The sequence below is a fragment of the Roseinatronobacter alkalisoli genome, assembly GCF_028745735.1.
Taxonomy (GTDB): Bacteria; Pseudomonadota; Alphaproteobacteria; order Rhodobacterales; family Rhodobacteraceae; genus Roseinatronobacter; species Roseinatronobacter alkalisoli.
Map to the genome: position 1 here is coordinate 1 of NZ_JAQZSM010000023.1, position 17,961 is coordinate 17,961.

The 17,961-nt window shown below is 61.0% G+C and carries 16 protein-coding genes and 1 pseudogene; 6 read left to right on the forward strand and 11 right to left on the reverse strand.

The features are described from left to right. Together PUT78_RS18030 and PUT78_RS18035 are read right to left on the reverse strand one after the other, a co-directional pair. Positions 1-199 (reverse strand): annotated as a pseudogene (locus PUT78_RS18030) (IS6 family transposase); the annotation flags it as partial. 140 nt (positions 200-339) lie between these two features. Next, the gene (locus tag PUT78_RS18035) at positions 340-1,965 is read right to left on the reverse strand and encodes an alpha-amylase family glycosyl hydrolase (RefSeq protein WP_274353664.1); all 1,626 of its coding nucleotides are present in this window, start codon (positions 1,963-1,965) and stop codon (positions 340-342) included. A gap of 103 nt (positions 1,966-2,068) precedes the next feature. Between PUT78_RS18035 and PUT78_RS18040 the strand changes: the two genes are divergently transcribed. Both PUT78_RS18040 and PUT78_RS18045 read left to right on the forward strand, forming a co-directional pair. Continuing rightward, entirely contained in the window at positions 2,069-3,100 is a 1,032-nt protein-coding gene (locus tag PUT78_RS18040; RefSeq protein ID WP_274353665.1) for a LacI family DNA-binding transcriptional regulator, read from the forward strand. 112 nt (positions 3,101-3,212) lie between these two features. Then, positions 3,213-4,580 carry an ABC transporter substrate-binding protein gene (locus PUT78_RS18045; RefSeq protein ID WP_420793523.1) on the forward strand — a complete coding sequence of 456 codons (1,368 nt, stop codon included), beginning with the start codon at positions 3,213-3,215 and terminating at the stop codon, positions 4,578-4,580. 183 nt (positions 4,581-4,763) lie between these two features. Here PUT78_RS18045 and PUT78_RS18050 read toward each other — a convergent pair whose 3' ends face one another. Beyond that, positions 4,764-5,171, reverse strand: coding sequence for a hypothetical protein (locus PUT78_RS18050; RefSeq protein WP_274353667.1), 408 nt, complete (start codon positions 5,169-5,171; stop codon positions 4,764-4,766). A 127-nt stretch (positions 5,172-5,298) separates the two neighbouring features. On the opposite strand from PUT78_RS18050, the gene PUT78_RS18055 reads away from it, so the two are divergent. After that, positions 5,299-6,252 (forward strand): LysR family transcriptional regulator, encoded by a 954-nt coding sequence (locus PUT78_RS18055; protein ID WP_274353668.1) that lies wholly within the window; start codon positions 5,299-5,301, stop codon positions 6,250-6,252. A 109-nt stretch (positions 6,253-6,361) separates the two neighbouring features. On the opposite strand, the gene PUT78_RS18060 is transcribed toward PUT78_RS18055, so the two are convergent. The 4 genes from PUT78_RS18060 to PUT78_RS18075 all read right to left on the reverse strand — a co-directional run bounded on the left by PUT78_RS18060 (position 6,362) and on the right by PUT78_RS18075 (position 10,552). Next, positions 6,362-6,586: a hypothetical protein gene (locus tag PUT78_RS18060; protein WP_274353669.1), complete on the reverse strand. Its 225-nt coding sequence runs from the start codon at positions 6,584-6,586 to the stop codon at positions 6,362-6,364. A 38-nt stretch (positions 6,587-6,624) separates the two neighbouring features. Beyond that, entirely contained in the window at positions 6,625-8,061 is a 1,437-nt protein-coding gene (locus PUT78_RS18065) for an NAD-dependent succinate-semialdehyde dehydrogenase (protein ID WP_274353670.1), read from the reverse strand. Further along, positions 8,058-9,113, reverse strand: coding sequence for a tartrate dehydrogenase (locus PUT78_RS18070; RefSeq protein WP_420793521.1), 1,056 nt, complete (start codon positions 9,111-9,113; stop codon positions 8,058-8,060). Before PUT78_RS18070 ends, PUT78_RS18065 begins: the two co-directional genes overlap by 4 nt. Positions 9,114-9,226: 113 nt before the next feature. After that, positions 9,227-10,552, reverse strand: a complete 1,326-nt coding sequence (locus PUT78_RS18075) for an NAD(P)/FAD-dependent oxidoreductase (RefSeq protein ID WP_274353672.1) — start codon at positions 10,550-10,552, stop codon at positions 9,227-9,229. Positions 10,553-10,720: 168 nt separating this feature from the next. On the opposite strand from PUT78_RS18075, the gene PUT78_RS18080 reads away from it, so the two are divergent. Continuing rightward, positions 10,721-11,215: an Lrp/AsnC family transcriptional regulator gene (locus PUT78_RS18080; protein ID WP_274353673.1), complete on the forward strand. Its 495-nt coding sequence runs from the start codon at positions 10,721-10,723 to the stop codon at positions 11,213-11,215. A 15-nt stretch (positions 11,216-11,230) separates the two neighbouring features. Here PUT78_RS18080 and PUT78_RS18085 read toward each other — a convergent pair whose 3' ends face one another. The 4 genes from PUT78_RS18085 to argE all read right to left on the reverse strand — a co-directional run bounded on the left by PUT78_RS18085 (position 11,231) and on the right by argE (position 15,621). Further along, the gene (locus PUT78_RS18085) at positions 11,231-12,139 is read right to left on the reverse strand and encodes a 2-hydroxyacid dehydrogenase (RefSeq protein ID WP_274353674.1); all 909 of its coding nucleotides are present in this window, start codon (positions 12,137-12,139) and stop codon (positions 11,231-11,233) included. Next, positions 12,139-13,527, reverse strand: coding sequence for an aminotransferase class III-fold pyridoxal phosphate-dependent enzyme (locus tag PUT78_RS18090; RefSeq protein WP_274353675.1), 1,389 nt, complete (start codon positions 13,525-13,527; stop codon positions 12,139-12,141). Before PUT78_RS18090 ends, PUT78_RS18085 begins: the two co-directional genes overlap by 1 nt. A 16-nt stretch (positions 13,528-13,543) precedes the next feature. Continuing rightward, complete coding sequence (locus PUT78_RS18095) at positions 13,544-14,374, reverse strand: GNAT family N-acetyltransferase (RefSeq protein ID WP_274353676.1); 831 nt, start codon at positions 14,372-14,374, stop codon at positions 13,544-13,546. A gap of 122 nt (positions 14,375-14,496) precedes the next feature. Beyond that, a complete protein-coding gene (argE, locus tag PUT78_RS18100; protein ID WP_274353677.1) occupies positions 14,497-15,621 on the reverse strand; it encodes an acetylornithine deacetylase in 1,125 nt (374 codons plus the stop codon). Positions 15,622-15,824: 203 nt separating this feature from the next. Between argE and PUT78_RS18105 the strand changes: the two genes are divergently transcribed. Then, entirely contained in the window at positions 15,825-16,490 is a 666-nt protein-coding gene (locus PUT78_RS18105; protein ID WP_274353678.1) for a haloacid dehalogenase type II, read from the forward strand. A 3-nt stretch (positions 16,491-16,493) separates the two neighbouring features. Continuing rightward, entirely contained in the window at positions 16,494-17,783 is a 1,290-nt protein-coding gene (locus tag PUT78_RS18110; protein WP_274353679.1) for an NAD(P)/FAD-dependent oxidoreductase, read from the forward strand. Positions 17,784-17,961 lie beyond the last annotated feature (178 nt).

Here is a 17,961-nt window from a genome sequence, read left to right on the forward strand (position 1 = left end):
ACGCGGCGAAATACACACCAAAGCGATTAACCCGGAGGCGGACGGTTTCGCGGCTGACGATGACGCCCCGCTCCGCCAGAAGATCCTCAACATCTGCCGTGCTGAGGGCAAACCTGTGGTGGGCCCAAACAGCGTAGGCGACAATCTTACGTGGGAAACGAAAGCCTTTCAGGCGCGGCATGGACGGTGGTACCTTCATGCCTCAACATCTACCCAAATCAGCCGTCCCAAACAACTTGGCAATGCCCATATGCCATACATAGCCGAGCTATCGAAGGACTTGCCAGTTATAAGGTGGGCCGGCAAGGCAACTGGCCAGTAGTCGCAATACCCGGACCATCAGACGCTGTCTGGCAATTGCTCGAACAAAATGAACCCATTCCCTTGCAGTTCAATTCCACCTTCCGGGGTTGTTCTGGCCGATTGTGCCAGAACCATTCTCCGGCGGGACATGTCCTCGAACATCGCGCCACTAAGGATCTGAGGCCTAGTATCGAAGTTAAACAGGCAGATCAGGCCATTGCCACGGCACATTGCAAGAACAGAGGGCGAAATCTGCAGAAATTTGGTCTCTGCCGTGTTCAGATGCGGTGTTTCACGCCGGAGACCAACCATCCGGCGATAGAAATTCAGGACGGAATCCTGATCGCGTTCCTGCAGGTCGCGTGCAAGGGTCAGATGTACGGGTTTCACGGGCAGCCATGTCTGCGCGGATGTTGAAAAACCGCCATGTGGGGTAGAAGCGGTCCACGGCATGGGGGTCCGGCAGCCATCGCGGCCCGGATTGTCAGGCCAGAAGGTCAGCCCTTCCGGGTCGGCAAGTTCGCTATAGTCCAGTTCGGCCTGTGGCAAGCCGAGTTCCTCGCCCTGATAAATGCAAACGGAACCGGGCAGGCACAATAACAGGGCCGCAGTCATGCGCGCAAAATCTGCTTCCTGCGCGGCGTGTTCAGACCAGCGTGACACATGGCGCATGAAATCATGGCTGTTGAACGCCCAGCACGGCCAGCCGCCACGGGGGTCATCCATGATCGCGCGTATCTCGCGCTCAAACAGGTCGGGGCTGAATGCCCGCGTCATCAGCGCTGTGTTATAGGCCATGTGCAAACGCTTGCCAGATGTGTACTGAATAAGCACCTCCGCCGGATGATGGGCCTCGCCGATTTCGCCGATAAAGGCGCGATTGTCATATTCATCCAGCACGCTGCGCAGCCGTTCCAAGAAGATCAGTGCTTCGGGCTGGTTCTTGCTGTGGATAGGGTATTGCATATCATAGGTTCGGAAATCCGGCCCGGTCTTATGGCGGATGTCAACGGGGTTGTCGCGCAGCGCCGGATCGTGAAATGCATGGTTGATCGCGTCCAGCCGGAACCCGTCAACCCCGCGATCCAGCCAGAAGCGCAGAACCGAAATGATCCAGTCCTGCACCTGCGTATTGTACAGGTTCAGGTCCGGCTGTTCCTTCAGGAAGTTATGAAAATAATACTGCTTGCGGCGCACATCCCATTCCCAGGCGAGGCCACCGAAGATGGCTTGCCAGTTATTGGGGGGCATGCCATCCGGTCTGGGATCGGCCCAGACATACCAATCGGCTTTGGAGTTGTCGCGCGACGACCGGCTTTCAACGAAGAACGGATGCTGGTCTGAACTGTGCGAATAGACCTGATCAAGGATGACCTTCAGCCCCAGTTCATGCGCCCGCGCCACCAGCGCGTCGAAATCCGCAAGCGTGCCAAAACGCGGGTCGATGTCGCAGTAGTCGGCCACATCATACCCCATATCCGCCATGGGCGACGTGAAGATGGGCGATATCCAGATTGCATCCACGCCAAGCGCGGCCACGTGACCCAGCCTGCGCGTGATTCCGCGCAGATCGCCAATTCCGTCGCCATTGTCGTCCTGAAACGAACGCGGGTAGATCTGATAGATTACAGCGTGTCGCCACCAATCTTCTGAGAGTGTCATTGATGCGCCTCCGAAAGCATTACCGAAACGTTTCGGGCTGTGATAACAGATTGGAAATCCGCTGTCCAATCCTATATGGCTGACGAATGGAAAAGGGACAGACATGGCAACCCTGCGCGATCTGAGCAAACATCTGGGTATCTCGGTCACACAGGTGAGCCGCGCGCTGAATGGGCATGATGATGTCAGCGCGGCCACGAAGCAGCGTGTCGCAGAAGCTGCACGCGAACTTGGCTATAGCGCCAACCGCTCTGCGCGGATGCTGAAATCCGGGCGTTCGGGCATTGTGGCGATGGTTATCGATACTGCGGCTGAACGCGATGTGCCGGATGTGTTGATGGCGGGTGTTATCGGCCTTTCCACTGTTTTCGCGCGCCGTGATACCCAGTTGATCGTGCATGCAATGCCCGAAGGGGCTGACCCTGTGGACACCTATGCCAAGCTCGCGCGCAGCGGATTGATAGAGGGGTTTATTGTCGTCAATCCGCAATCCGCGGCGGATCCGCGGATCGCGTTTCTGACGGATGAAGGCGTACCTTTTGCCGTTCATGGGCGCGACCGGACAGCGCCGGATTATCCTTTTGTGGACATCGACAATCATGCGGTTGGTAATATGCTGACAACCCATCTGATGACGCTCGGGCACCGCCGGATCGCACTTGTGGACGGGCCAGCCGAAGCCGCCTTCAGCGCAGCAAGGTTGCGCGGCTACAGGGCCGCGCTGGAAACCGGCGGACTGCCATTCGATCCGCAACTTGTGCATCAGGTTCCGATGACAGAACTTGTCGGCAGTCAGATTATGGCCGCCTTGCTTGATACCTCGGTCCGGCCCACCGCCGTCATCGCGGGCAACACAATGCTGGCTGCCGGGATCTACGCCACGATTTCCGCGCACGGCCTGCACGTTGGCACCGATATCTCTGTTATCGCCCATGACGATGGTCTGCCGCGTCATCCCTCAGCGGATTTCGTGCCTGCCCTGACTGTTACGGAATCTGCGATTGCCGATGCGTTTGAGCCCCTTGCAGATGTTCTGCTTGCGCGAATTTCTGACCGGCGTGCCCCTACCCAATCCAGAATGCTGGCCGTCCGGCTGGTGCAGCGCAATTCGGTGCAGCCCCCCTCTCAGCGTTAGTTTCAGTTGAATTGGTTTGACCGAATCGCTCATTTATGGCATTAGCCGAAACGTTTCGGTTGTTGTGACAGGATATCTTGGCTGCATGAGGAGGATGAACACCATGACCCAGATGACACCGCCTGCCCGCAGGTTCCGTACACCCGCGCTATGCCTGATCGCGCTGTTGCCGTGCAGCGCGGGCAATGCATCAGATATTTTGTTCACGCAGGGCGAAGGGCCGTTCACCTGGGATAGTTACACCGCCTTCAGCGAAGCGCATGACTATTCCGGCCAGACCCTGCGCATCGCCGGATCCTCGACAGGCGAAGACAAAACCAAGCTCGACAACATGATCGCCTATTTCAACGCGGCGACCGGGGCGAATGTCGCATTGTCGGGGTCTGACAGTTTCGAGCAGGATATCGTAATCGGGTTCCAGGCCAATTCCGCACCCGACATCGCCATGTTCCCCCAGCCCGGCCTTGCACGCGACATGGCCGCAGCGGGCAATCTGCAGGCATTGCCCGACGAAACGGCGGATTGGTATCGTGAAACTTTTGCGGCGGGTGAAAGCTGGGCCGATCTTGCAACCTTCACCGGCCCGGATGGTGAAGCGGCGGTCTATGGCATCTTTTTCGGTACTGATGTGAAATCGCTGGTCTGGTATGTGCCCGAAAATTTCGAAGAGAACGGCTATGATATTCCTCAGAGCATGGAAGAGTTGCGCGACCTTACGCAACAGATTGCCGACGACGGTCTGACGCCATGGTGCATCGGGTTGGGCTCCGGTGCGGCAACAGGCTGGCCCGGCACAGACTGGATCGAAGATTTTATGCTGCGGCTGCACCCGGTAGAGGTTTATGACAACTGGGTCAGCAATGACATGCCCTTCGATGATCCGCGCGTGATTGAAGCGTTCGCGGAATTCGGCTGGTTTGTTCTCAATAACGCTTTTGTGGATGGCGGTCCGTCTGGCGTGGCCTCCGTCGATTTCCGCGACAGCCCGGACGGGTTATTCAGTTTCCCGCCCGATTGCCTGATGCACAAACAGGCATCCTTCATTCCCAGTTTCTTTCCTGCCGGGGTGCAGGTGGGAGAAGATGTTGATTTCTTCTATTTCCCTGCATATGAAAGCCGCGATCTGGGCAAGCCGATCATGGGGTCAGGCGGTCTGGTATCTGCGACCAACAACCGCGACGTGACGCTGGGCTTTCTGGAATTCCTGAAAACGCCCTTCGCGCATGAAGTGGCCATCGCGCAGGAACAATTCCTGACAGCGCATATGGGTGCCAATCCGGACGCCTATGCCTCGGCCACGCAGCGCGCGCTGGGGGAAATCCTGATCAGCGCCACGACATTCCGCTTCGACGGTTCTGACCTGATGCCCGGCGAAATCGGCACATCGGCTTTCTGGACCGGCATGGTTGATTTCGTAACCGGCACCCCTGCGGAAACTGTCACCAGCACTATTGAGGCACGCTGGAACCAGATCCGCTAACCCCGGAAACACCACTGGCTGGCGCTGAGGATGCAGCGCCAGCGGAAGACACAGAACGACCGTCAGGCCAGTTGCCTGATCCCGCAAATGATTTTCTGCCCGGGCCGCGCGACAAACCTTTCATCGTCCGGTAAACGCATCAGACCGCAGGATACAGACGACCCGAAATCGGTTAAACATGCGTTAATGCGCGGCAAGCACATGGGCATCGGCAAAGTAGAGGTGAATCTGGTAAAGGGGTTCCTGAAACGGCCCTACGCCATCAGCTTTGTATTCCATGTCAATCCGGGTAACCGCCGGGGTCTCCATCCCGGGAGAGATGTCAGTCCAATCCGTACCGGCTGCCAGATCGCTGGCCAGAAACATGTATTCAACACAAACCACCCGGTCATCGATCACGCAATAAATCGGTCCCAGTGGCAGGTTTGCAGGTTCTGCCCAATGCGCGCCCATATGTGGCACATGCGGGCTGATTGCGACCGCATTCGGCGCGACATCGGACAGAAGTGGCAGATGCGACAGGTCATCAGCTACGGCAGGCGCAGCAAGAGCAACGCAGGCGGCAGACAGCAAAACAATGCGCGGTTTCATCGGGGTGTCCTCCTTTCAGGTTGGTGACGTGAACTTGCAGTCCGGGCACACACAAGAGGTGCTGCGAATAAGTGTGCCCCAAGACAGATGATTTGTTAAATCGATTGATCGAATATAGAATATCCATATGACAAATATCTCGGGTTTCGATCTGAACCTGCTGCGTGTTCTTGACGCCTTGCTGCGCGAAGGTTCGACTGTGGGCGCGGGGCGCAAACTTGGCCTTTCCCAACCGGCGGTTTCAGCGGCGCTGGGACGGTTGCGCCATGCATTGGGAGATCCGCTTTTCGTCCGGCAGGGACAGGGGCTTGTTCCAACCAGTTATGCGACCGCGCTTGAAGGGCCACTGAAAGAGGTTCTTCAAGATCTTGAAAGGGTTCTTGCAGGCGCGCACCGCTTCGATCCGGCCCGGGCGAAACTTGATTTCCGCATATCCGGGACAGATTTTTTCGCCACCATGCTGATGCCGGAACTTGGCGCGCGCTTACAAAGCGAAGCACCCGGGGTGCGGTTGCAGCTTGTCGATCTGGTTCCCGACCATTACGCCGAAGCCCTCGAACGCCAGAATGTCGCCCTCGCCTTGCTGCCGGAACATCCTTTTCCCGCCTGGATTGCGCATGAACCGCTGTTCCGGGCGGAGTTTACCGTGATCGCGCGCCATGACCATCCTGCACTGGCGACAGCAGGTATAGCGCCGGGCGACAGCATCCCGATTGATCTGTTCTGCGCGCTTGGTCATGTGCTCTGCTCGCCCGATGGCAGGTTTCAGGGCCTTGGCGACGCCGCGCTTGAACGCGAAGGGCGCGCGCGTCGGGTGGTGATGTCAGTGCCGGTGTTCGAGGGGGTATTGCAGGTTGTCGCGACGAGCGATTTCATCGCCCTCTTTCCGCGCGACCTTGCTGAACATCGCGCGCAAAGCGCAGGAATCAGCCTCTATTCCCCGCCGGTAACGATAATTCCGCCACAGATCTGCATGATCTGGCACCTGCGCCATACAGCTGATCCGGCACATGTCTGGCTGCGCGGCATCGTGCGTGACATCCTTGCACCACTTGGCAGATACAGCACCCGCGCGCCCTGAACAAAACAGGTCGCGCAAAACGGGGAACCGGTATACGCGACCCTTCGGTGCCAGCCGTTGGCCCGGCAGCAATATACCGAACCAATCCCCGGATTTCAGGCAGCGTGAGTCACGGATTTTCCCGTTGGTGAAGGCGAAGTTGCGTGATGACCGGGCCAAGGCGGTCGGCCCGAACAATGTCTGGGCCTGTCGCCGCGGCGTCACCCGCGACTTCGCGCGCCCTGCCAAACTGACAGACAAGCAATTCATCGAAGGGTTCAATGCGGAAGGTCAGAACGCGCGCCGCCATTGTCGCCGCAATCAATGGCGCGACAATGACGAGTTCCTGCCACATGTGTTGGCCACGCTTCAGCAACTGGTGATCCGCGTGCGTCACAGCCCGCCGAAATGTAGCGCCTTGGTTTCAAGGTATTCCTCTATCCCCTCCTGCGCGCCCTCGCGCCCCAGCCCCGAGGCCTTGACCCCGCCGAAGGGCGCAACCTCATTGCTCAGAACCCCGGTGTTAAGCCCGACCATGCCGAATTCCAGCGCCTCGCCGAAACGAAATGCACGCACCATGTTGGTTGTGTAGAAATAGGCGGCGAGGCCAAAGGGCGTGCCATTGGCCAGCGCCAGCGCCTCGGCTTCCGTTTCAAACCGGAAGATCGGCGCAACCGGGCCGAAGGTTTCCTCTGATGCAAGGCACATCGCGGTCGTCGCGCCCGCCAGCACCACCGGATCGGCGTATTGTTCCGGCAAATTGCGTGCGCGGGTCACGCGGGTTGCGCCTAGCGCCTGCGCATCCGTGACATGCGCAGTGATCTTCTCGATGGCGGCGGCATTGATCATAGGGCCTATATCGACATCAGGTTCCGTTCCCGCGCCCACCTTCAGCGCATCGACTCGCGCCGCAAGTGCTGCCACGAAAGCGTCATGGATGCCTGATTGCACCATGATGCGGTTGGCGCAAACGCAGGTCTGCCCGCCATTGCGGAATTTCGACTGCATGGCCCCCTCTACCGCTGCGTCCAGATCGGCATCGTCGAAAACCACGAAAGGTGCATTGCCACCCAGCTCAAGGCTCAGCCGCTTCAGCGTAGGCGCGCATTGTTGCGCCAGCAGCGCGCCGACACGGGTCGAACCGGTGAAGGACAGCTTGCGCACCACCGGGCTTTCGGTCAGCGCGGCGCCGATCGCTTCGGGCTTGCCGGTCAGAACGTTCAGAACACCGGCCGGAATGCCCGCACGCTCCGCTAGGACGGCCAGCGCAAGCGCGGAATAGGGCGTGAAATCCGACGGTTTTATAACCATGGTACACCCTGCCGCCAGCCCCGGCGCCACCTTGCGCGTGATCATCGCGATGGGAAAGTTCCACGGCGTAATGATCGCGCAGACACCCACCGGTTCCTTCATCGCGAAGATCTTTTTGCCTGCCACGGGTGAGGGGATAATCTTGCCATTGATGCGGCGGGCCTCTTCGGCGAACCAGCGCACGAAACTTGCACCATAGGTCACTTCAGTCCGCGCTTCCGACAGGGGTTTGCCCTGCTCGGCAGTCATGATCTGCGCCAGATCCTCTGCATGCTCCAGCATCAGGTGATACCAGCGCATCAGCAGATCAGCACGTTCGGCATGGGTGCGCGCACGCCAGTCACGCATCGCGCACTCTGCGGCATCGATGGCATCGCGGGTCTCTGTCGCTGTGCAGTCGGGCAGTTTGCCCAGAATTTCACCTGTGGCCGGGTTGGTTACGGCCATATCAGGGCGCGCCAGCCAGACACCATCGATCAGGGCGGCGTTGCGGAAAAGATCGGGGTCTTGCAGGTTCATGCGTGGTCCTCCAATGCGGCGAGGATCGCCGCTGTGATCGTGTCAGTGGAATCGCGGCCCGGTACAGTGCCGATGTGCTGCGCTGTAGCGACCGAGATTGCGGCAAGGATTTCGTTTGCGGCGCGGGCCTGCCCCAGATGCTCAAGCATCAGCGCAGCGGACCAGATCGCGGCAATCGGATTGGCAATGCGCTTGCCCGCAATATCGGGGGCGGAACCATGCACCGGTTCAAACATCGACGGACCGCTGCCATCAGGGCAGATATTGGCCGATGCCGCAAAGCCCAGCCCGCCTTGAATAGCCGCGCCCAGATCGGTCAGGATATCGCCGAAAAGGTTCGAGGCCACCACCACATCGAGGCTTTCGGGCGCCATCACCATCTTTGCGGCCATGGCGTCAACATGCATCATGCTTACTGACACATCCGGGTAGTCGGCGGCCACCTCGCGCGTCAATTCGTCCCAGAAGACCATCGAGTATTTCTGCGCATTCGATTTCGTCACCGAAGTCACATGTCCACGTCGCGCCCGCGCCTGATCGAAGGCAAACCGCAGGATGCGCTCAACCCCCGCACGGGTGAAGATCGCGGTTTCCACGGCCACTTCATTGTCCCTGCCCTGATGCACACGACCCCCTGCGCCGGAATACTCGCCCTCGGTATTCTCGCGGATGCACAGGATATCGAACCCGGTTGACCGCAGCGGCCCCTCCACCCCGGGCAACAGACGATGGGGGCGGATATTGGCATACTGGTTGAACGCCTTGCGGATCGGCAGCAGCAAACCGTGCAGCGACACTGAATCCGGCACTGTCTCGGGCCAGCCGACCGCACCAAGATAGATCGCGTCGAACCCGCGCAGTGTCTCGATCCCGTCAGCGGGCATCATCTCGCCGGTGCGCAGGTAATGCGCGCAGGACCAGTCCAGGCGAGTCGCCTGAACATCGAAGCTGTGTTTGCGCGCGGCTGCCTGTACGACAGCCATTGCCGCGTCGCTTACATCTACCCCGATCCCGTCGCCCGGGATCAGGGCCAGTCTGTACGTGGTCATCATTCTCTCCGTTCTGGTCTGGAATCGGCGGCATTTCCGTTGCATCGGCTTGCCGCCCCCCTGGTTTGATCTTGCGCGATTTCCCGGTCCTTGCACTGCTCAGACCGGGCTGCGCGTTAGAAGTCGGCCACCTTGCCCCACTGGCTGCGTCCGAAACGCGACAGCCTGTATTGTGCGGTCTCGGTAATGGGTGCGCGGCCCAGCACCATATCGGCCACCAGATGGCCCACACCTGGCCCGATGCCAAAGCCATGCCCCGAAAGCCCCGCCGCCAGTACAAGGCCCGGAATCCCGATTTCAGCATCGATCACCGGCACGCCGTCCGGGGTGCTGTCAATATAGCCCGCCCATGTGTCCTGCACCGGGACGTCGCGCAGTGCGGGCAGCAGGGCGCGGGCACGCGCCAGCGTCTGCGCGATCACTTGTGCCGAGGGGCGGGGATCAAGGATGCGCGTCCGTTCCATCGGGGTGGGACGGTCCAGCGCCCAACGGCGGCGCGTCTCAAAACCGGCGGCCCAGCCTTGTGCCCCACCCGGTCGAAGAAGGCGCCAGCGCCGCGCAAACATCGGCAGAAAGTCCCGTATTCCCGTCAGCGCGCCGGGCGTCAGGTCCAGGCTGGCCTTACCGGATATCGCCAGCATATAGCCCCCGTCGCCGCGGCGGGTGACAGATACAGGCGCAGTGTGCAGCGCGTCCGGCAGACCCGTTGCACCCGGTGCCAGTGACAGGACAGAGCTGCGCGCCGATGCCTGCGGAAACCGGATGCCCAGCTGATACACAAAGCTGCTCGCCCAGGCCCCGCCAGCCATCACGACGACGGGCGTTCGGATAACCCCGGCCTCGGTCACAACGCCACAGACGCGACCGGCGGCCAGTTCAACACCACGCGCCGCGCAGTTCTGCACCACATGGCTACCATGTTTCATTACCGCTTTTGCGATCAGGGGCGCGGCGCGCACCGGATCGGCCATGCCGTCCGTGGGCGACCAGACGCCGCCCTTCCAGCGCTGCCCCGTCGCAGCGCCGCGCTGATTGGCCTCTGCCGCGCTTAGCATGCGGGTATCCACACCAGCGCCCCGCGCGAAACGCCCCCATTTCGCCCAGCCTTCGATCTCTGCCTCGTCATTCGAAAGATAAAGCAGCCCGCAGCGTGAAAACCCCAGCGTATCGCCAATATCCGCGCCCATCTCTTCCCATAGTGCAAGGCTTCGTGTGGAAAGCGGCAATTCGCGCGCGTCGCGGTTTTGCTGTCGGCACCAGCCCCAGTTCCGGCTGGATTGCTCTGCGCCCACGGCACCCTTTTCGACCAGCACCACCTTCTGCCCGGCGCGCGCCAGCCAATAAGCCACAGAAACCCCGACGATACCTGCGCCGATCACAACGCAATCGGCTTCAGCGGGCAATGTATCCGGGGTGGCGATTGCAAGACACGGCGCAGTCATGGGGTTACCTTTATTCGTTTCGCCGATGCTATATGCACCAACGCGGCGGAATGTTCCGCAATAGAGGATGGAAACAGCATTTCCTGTTGAAACTCGATGCTAAATGAAATGGTGTGAAGCTGCCGCCATTGCGGCCTGAAACGCCCAGCATCGGCGCGAGGAAAGACCATGACGCCTGGATATAAACTTGACCGGATCGACATAAGGATCCTCGCGGTTCTTCAGCGCAATGGCCGCATTACCAATGTGGAACTGGCTGAAGAAGTCAATCTTTCCCCCTCGCCGTGTCTGATGCGGGTGAAGAAGCTTCAGCAGGCGGGCTATATAACGGGCTATTCCGCCCAGATTGACCTTGCGCGCCTTGGCCCCACACTGACAGTATTTACCGAATTCACGCTGAAGAACCACCGCCAGATCGATTTCGCCCGGTTCCAGGAAGCGCTGGCGCAGATTGACAGCTGTGTGGAATGCCACCTTGTTTCCGGTGGATATGATTATCTGGTCAAATTCGTCACCGCCGGGATCGATGACTATCAGTCGATCATGGAAGGGCTGGTCGACCGGAATCTGGGCATCGACAAGTATTTCAGCTTCGTGGTGCTGAAATCGCCCTTCACCAAGCAGCATATCCCGTTGTCACGGCTATTTGAGGATCACGACTGAGGGCACGGTACGCCCTCAGTACCCTTTCGCCTGATCTACCAGCCCCGGCAGGGGCGCGCCGCTGCGCAACGCCTGCACTACCGCCAGCGCATGGCGCGCGCCCTCGGTCGCGTCGGTCTGGGCCGCGACATGAGGCGTGATGATGACGCGCGGGTCGCGCCAGAGCCAGTGATCCCGGGGCAGTGGTTCGGGGTCGGTCACATCAAGCATCGCAGCGGAAAGCTGCCCCCCCTCCAGTGCCGCGCGCAAAGCCTGCATATCAAGATGCGCGCCACGCCCTGCATGGATCAGCCCTGCGCCCCGGGGCAGCGCGGCGAAAGTGCGCGCGCCCAGGATTCCGCGTGTTGCATCAGTAAGCGGTAGCAGGCAGATCAGCAGATCACTGCGCGCAAAAAACGCACCGGTCTGTTCGGCGGTGAAAAGCGGCACCGCCCCCCCCTGACCCGAGCGGGACAGTCCCGCCACGTCGAAGCCAAGCGCCGACAGACTGTCCGCGACCAGCCCGCCGATCCGCCCCATGCCCAGAATGCCCACGCGCCGCGCGGAAGCCAGCCGCACCGGATGTCCCTGCCACAGGCCCCCGCGCCCCTGATCCAGATATTTCGGCATGTCGCGATGCAGCATCAGCGTGGCCATCACGACCCAGTCGCGCACCATCGCCTCGATCCCCGGTGCCAGTGTCCGGGCCAGCGCCACGCCCTGTGGCATCGGAGGCAGATGGTCCACCCCCGCACCCACCGAAAGGACCACGCGCAAATTCGGATAGCGGGTCAGGTCCGCAGGCGGTGTCCAGCAGGCAATCGCCGTTACCTCCAGCGGGTCGTTGACCGCGTCTTCGCCCGCAATAAGCGTCACGCCAGCCTCGTTGAATATCGTCTTCCAGACAGGCAGGCGCGCAGATGTGGACAGATACAACAGGGCCATCAGCGCAGCACCTCGCGGATTTCGGGATCCTCCAACGTCAGATCCAGCACCTTGCGGGTGCGCTCCACAATCGCGTCGATTTCCGGGGCCGTGCAGCAAAGCGGTGGGGCATAGCCGAATACCCCTTGCGCAAAGGCCCGGACCACCAGCCCCTGATCCCAGGCGCGGTCAAAAAGCCGTGTCGCCGCGTTCAGTTCCGCAGGCAGCGGGGTTTTCTCGGCCTTATCGGTGACCAGTTCGACCGCAGCCAGCATACCGCGGCCGCGCACGTCACCGACCAACGGATGATCGCAAAGCGTGGCGAGTCCGGCCTGAAGCCGCGCACCCATAGCGCGCCCATTCTCCAGAAGACCACTCTCGTAAAGCGACAAAACCTCCAGTGCCACTGCCGCGCAGACCGGATGCGCCGAATAGGTAAAGCCATGCCCGACCGCCTTCGCGCCCGCGCCCTCGGCGATCACCTCATATACGTGATCGGACATCAGCACTGCGCCCATCGGCAGGTAGCCAGAGGTCAACCCCTTGGCCACCGTCATCAGGTCGGGCACGATGCCGTCATCCTCGCAGGCGAAAAGCGGGCCGGTGCGGCCAAAGCCGGTGATCACCTCATCCGCCACAAACAGGATGCTCAGATCGCGGCATGCCTCGCGCATTGCCTTGATCCAGCCCGGTGGTGGCACCAGCACCCCTCCAGAGCCCTGAATCGGCTCCACATAGAAGGCCGCGACCCGCTCTGCGCCGATTTCGGCCACCTTGGCGCGCAGCTCTGCAACCGATGTGGAAATAACCGATTGCGGATCATCGGCATGCGGGTTGCGGTAAAGATCATGCGAGGCGATCTTGTGCTGCCAGCTATAGGGCACGCCGAAGCCGTCATGAAAAAGCGGCAGCGCCGTCAACCCCGCGCCCATGCTGGTCGACCCATGATAGCCCGACGCAACGGAGATGAACTGGTCGCGCTGCGGTTGGCCACGAGCATGCCAGTAATAGCGGATAAAACGGATTGTACTGTCCACCGCATCCGAGCCACCCAAGGTGAAATAAACATGGTTCAGATCACCCGGCGCACGTTCGGCAAGGGCTGCGGCCAGACGAACCGGTGCTTCAGCGCCAAGGTCGAAATAGCCCGTGGCATAGGGCAGCGCGCGCATCTGACGTGCCGCCGCCTCAATCACGCTTTCATGCCCATAGCCTGCATTCACGCACCATAGCCCGGCAAACCCGTCAATCAGCTGTCGGCCTTCGGAATCGGTGACAGTCGCGCCACTGGCCGACGTAAGGATGCGCACTCCGCGCGCCTCATGGCCCCGGAAGGACGAGACCGGATGGATAAGATGCCGCCGGTCCAGTTCAACCAGGGAGTTCGAAAGGGGGGGCTTGGTCAACATAGATGCGCTCCGATCATCAGCCCAGGGCTTGCGAGACAAGGGCGTGGGTTTGATAGTTGGATGCAGGGCGCTGCCGTGGTGAATGCACCATCGCCGTACAACCCACCACCATGCTCAGGCCAAGCGATTCGACATAAGGAGCCAGCCCATGTGATTCGAACACATCTATACGCAGGAACTGCCCGGCCATCCGCGTGGCACCCGCTGCGAAAAGCGACCGTGCCGCGGTCGCATCCCGTGCCACCACAGGCCCCAGCACATGACCCCGGCCAAAGGAGCGGAGCAAGGCGAAACCGCCGTCGGTGCTGAGCGTCACGCCATTGGACGCGATCCGCGCAAGAAGTGCTGCGCGCTCCATCCCGCTGGCGTCACTGTCCATCCCGGCCAGAATGCCGGTATCGACAGCACCGGCATGCACAACCTGCTTGGGACGCGCTGCAGTTGCCACGCCCTGAAGTTGCACGATCTGATCATAATCCCGGAAACCAAGCTTGCGATAAAGTGGCTTGCCCTCTTCAGTGGCGGCAAGGCGCATTTCGCGATCCCCGGCCAATTCGATGACGCGCTGCATCATCTGCCGTCCCAAGCCCCGCCCGCGCATGGCCGCATCGACGATGATCAGGTTCAGCGTGGCCACAGGTCCGTGCAGTGAACACAGCGCCGTGCCGAGCACACGCCCATCCCCGACCGCTGCAACCCCTTGCGACACGGACAGCGACAATGCCCAGTCCTCGTGCCGGTGCGGCCAGCCTTCGGCCTGCGACAGGGCCAGCGCGCCGGGCATATGCTGTTCGGTGAAGGGCACAATTTCGACAGTGGTCGGGGCGGGGATATCAAGTCGGGTCATTGCTGGGTTCTCTATGGCTTTTCATAATAACTAGACCAGACGAAGCAGCAGTTTCCGCTAGATCACGTATCGCGGCGGCAGTTTGCGGCCGCCTCCGGACAGACGGGCCGCAGAAAATGCCGTCACCCACGCTGGCTTTCGCCAAGCCGCCGGATCAGCACGCAGGTGGCCTGCAACTCGTCGCGGGTCAGGTATTCCTCGGGTTTGTGGGCGCGGCCAATCTCGCCCGGACCACAGATCACCGCGGCAATACCGGCGGCCTGAAAAAGCCCGGCTTCTGTACCGTAACTTACCGCCCCAAGCGGCGTTTTCCCGGCCAGCCGGGCAATCATCCCGGCCAGCGGATGATCAGGGTCAAGCGCCAGCGCAGGATAGCTTGCCAGATGCTCGACCCCGACCCCGGCAGCCCTGGCAGCGTCAATGACAGGTGCCAGAACCGCTGTTGGATCGACACCGGCAATGGCGCGCGCCTCTATCTCTGCCATGGCGGATTCGGGGATGATGTTAAGCGCCTGTCCACCTGACATCCTGCCAATCTGCAGGCTGGACCAGGGTGGTTCAAACCGCGCATCCTGTGCATCGGTGCGCAATACCTCTGCCTGCGCCACGGTGGCGGACAGCACAGGAACCATCGCATGAATAGCATTCGCCCCCAGATCAGGGCGCGATGAATGCCCGGCCACCCCCTGGGCCACAAGCCGGATGGCCGCCTTGCCCTTATGCGCCAGCACAGGTGTCAGGTTCGACGGCTCGCCGATGATCGCCCCTTCGGGGGGTGCGCACAGACCCGGCAACGCGGCAAGAAGATGCGGCACGCCCCGACAGCCAGCCTCCTCATCATAAGAGAGTGCCAGATGTATCGGTGCCTGCAAATCCATCCGTACAAGTTCCGGCACCATGGCAAGGGCCGCTGCAACAAAGCCCTTCATATCGCAGGCCCCGCGCCCAATCAGCCGTCCGGCCACGTCGCGCAGGATGAAAGGATCACCCTGCCAGCCCGGCTCGCCCGCTGGCACCACATCCAGATGACCAGAAAGCACATAGCCCGGCCTGTCTGCGGGGCCGATACTTGCAAACAGGTTCGCACGGTCGCCTTCCGGGCCTGGCAACACATGGGCATGCACGCCATGCCCCGCCAGCCAGTCCCGGACAAACCCCACGATCGGGGCATTTGGACGCCCGACCACACTGTCGAAACCGACAAGCCGCGCCAGCATTGCTTCCGGGGTCAGAAATTCGGTGGTCATGGGGTGTCTTTCCTCTGGCGTATCCTGCCATGACCATGCCCGATACACGCGGATGTATGTCACCCTTGTTTCGGCGTCTGTCGGCAGGCTGTGCCGCAGACGTGCACAGAATCGCAATTTCCTGCGTTTGATCCGGCGAACGCAGCAAGCTCTGTCGTGCAACAGCGCCGATTATGGGACATCACCACAAACCGGAGATTGCAATGACCTTCCGCCCCAAATTCGTCAGCTTCGACTGCCACGGCACCATGATCTATTTCGACATGGCCGGCGCGGCCCGCGACCATTTCGGCGCGCAGCTTTCGCCAGAGCAGATGGATGCCTTCATCCGTGATTTCTCGGCCTATCGGCTGGACGAGGTGATGCAGGACTGGAAACCCTATTCCGAGGTCGTCCACAACGCGCTGGAACGCACCTGCAAACGCAATGGCCTGGCCTTCGATCCGGCTGTCGCCGAAGATATCTATAACCGCGTGCCGACCTGGGGACCGAACCCCGATGTGCCCGAAGGGTTGGCCAGGGTCGCCAAAGAAATCCCGCTGGTCGCGCTGACAAATTCGATGAACGCCCAGATCCCGCATAATATCGCGAAGCTTGGCGCGCCCATCACCCATGTCCTGACCGCCGAAAGCGCGGGGGCCTATAAGCCACATATGCGGGCTTTTGAGTATATGTTCGACACGCTGAACGCTGGACCCGAGGATTTTCTGCATGTCTCCTCCTCCTTCCGCTATGACCTGATGACCGCGCATGATCTTGGCATCACCCATAAAGTCTGGGTCAATCGGGGTCATGAACCGGCGAACCCGTATTACGGCTATACCGAAGTGGCCGATATCTCGGGCCTGCCTGGCGTGCTGGGGCTGTGAGTGATGAAATACCTGTCCTACTGGCATGACACGGCGCCCGCATTCGGCAGCGGGCAGGACGGTCCGGTCGCGGGCCGTTTCGACGTGGCAGTGATCGGCGCGGGCTTCACCGGCCTGAATGCCGCGCGCGAACTGGCACGACAGGGCGTGAGAGTCGCGGTGCTGGACGCCGCCCATGTCGGTGCCGGTGGGTCGGGGCGCAATGGCGGGCATCTGAACAATGGCATCGCCCATGGCTATGCCGATGCCAAGGCGCATCTGGGCGCGGAGCGTGCGCAGACACTCTACCGCGCCTATGACCGCTCCATTGATCTGATCCAGGAGATCATCGCAGAGGAAGATATCGCCTGCGATTTCCGTCGTGCGGGCAAGCTGAAACTGGCGTCGAAACTGTCGCATGTGGCGGCGCTCAGGGCCAATCAGGAACTGATCGCGCGCGAGGTTGATCCGGCCACAAGCTGGCTGGAACGCGCGGATCTGGCTGATGAGGTGGGCTCTGCGGAATTCCATGGCGCGGCGCTCTTTGAAAAATCCGCAATGATGCATATGGGCCGCTATCTGACTGGGCTTGCAGGGGCGGCCCATCGTCATGGCGCCACCATATGGGAAAACGCGCCGGTCACAGGCCGGACAAGGACACGTGACGGCTGGGCGCTTGATACGCCGCGCGGGCAGCTTCACGCGGATACGGTAATTGCTGCAACCGGGGCGTATTCAGCGCAGGTGCCGAATGCGCCACTGGGCTATTTCCGCCAGCGCATCATCCCGGTGGCTTCCTTCATCATTGCCACGCGCCCGCTTGACCGGGAAGAGGTCGCCGCCACAATGCCCGGCAACCGGACCTGCGTGACCTCTCTCAATCTTGGCAACTACTTCCGCCTCGCACCGGATAACCGACTGATATTTGGCGGACGGGCGCGCTTTTCTGCGGTTTCGGACCAGCGGTCTGACGCGAAATCCGGCGATATCCTGCGCGCGGCATTGGCAGGGATTTTCCCACATCTGGCCGATGTTGATATAGAATATTGCTGGGGCGGGCTGGTCGGCATGACGCGCGACCGCTTTCCCCGCGCGGGCGAAGCGGACGGGATGATCTATGCCATGGGATACTCCGGCCACGGCGCGCAGCTCTCCACCCTGCTGGGGCAGGTACTGGCCGACCTTGCGATGGGCCGCAGGCATACCAACCCCCTGGAGGGGCTAGACTGGCCCGCCGTTCCGGCGCTGAATGGCAAGCCGTGGTTCCTGCCACTGGCCGGTATGTGGTTCAGGCTGAAGGATCGGCTGTCCTGAGCACAGCGACGCTGTCAGCAAACCTGTTTCCCGTTTGCAAGGCGTGTTCTGTCACTTGATCACGTCAGATTCAGGCGAAAGTGCTGATCACCTGTCAGCCTGAAGAGAACGCCCAAAGACGTGGAATCAAGGACGGCGCCCCCCTTCAGGCCACAAAACAATCCGTCAAAGGTGCTCT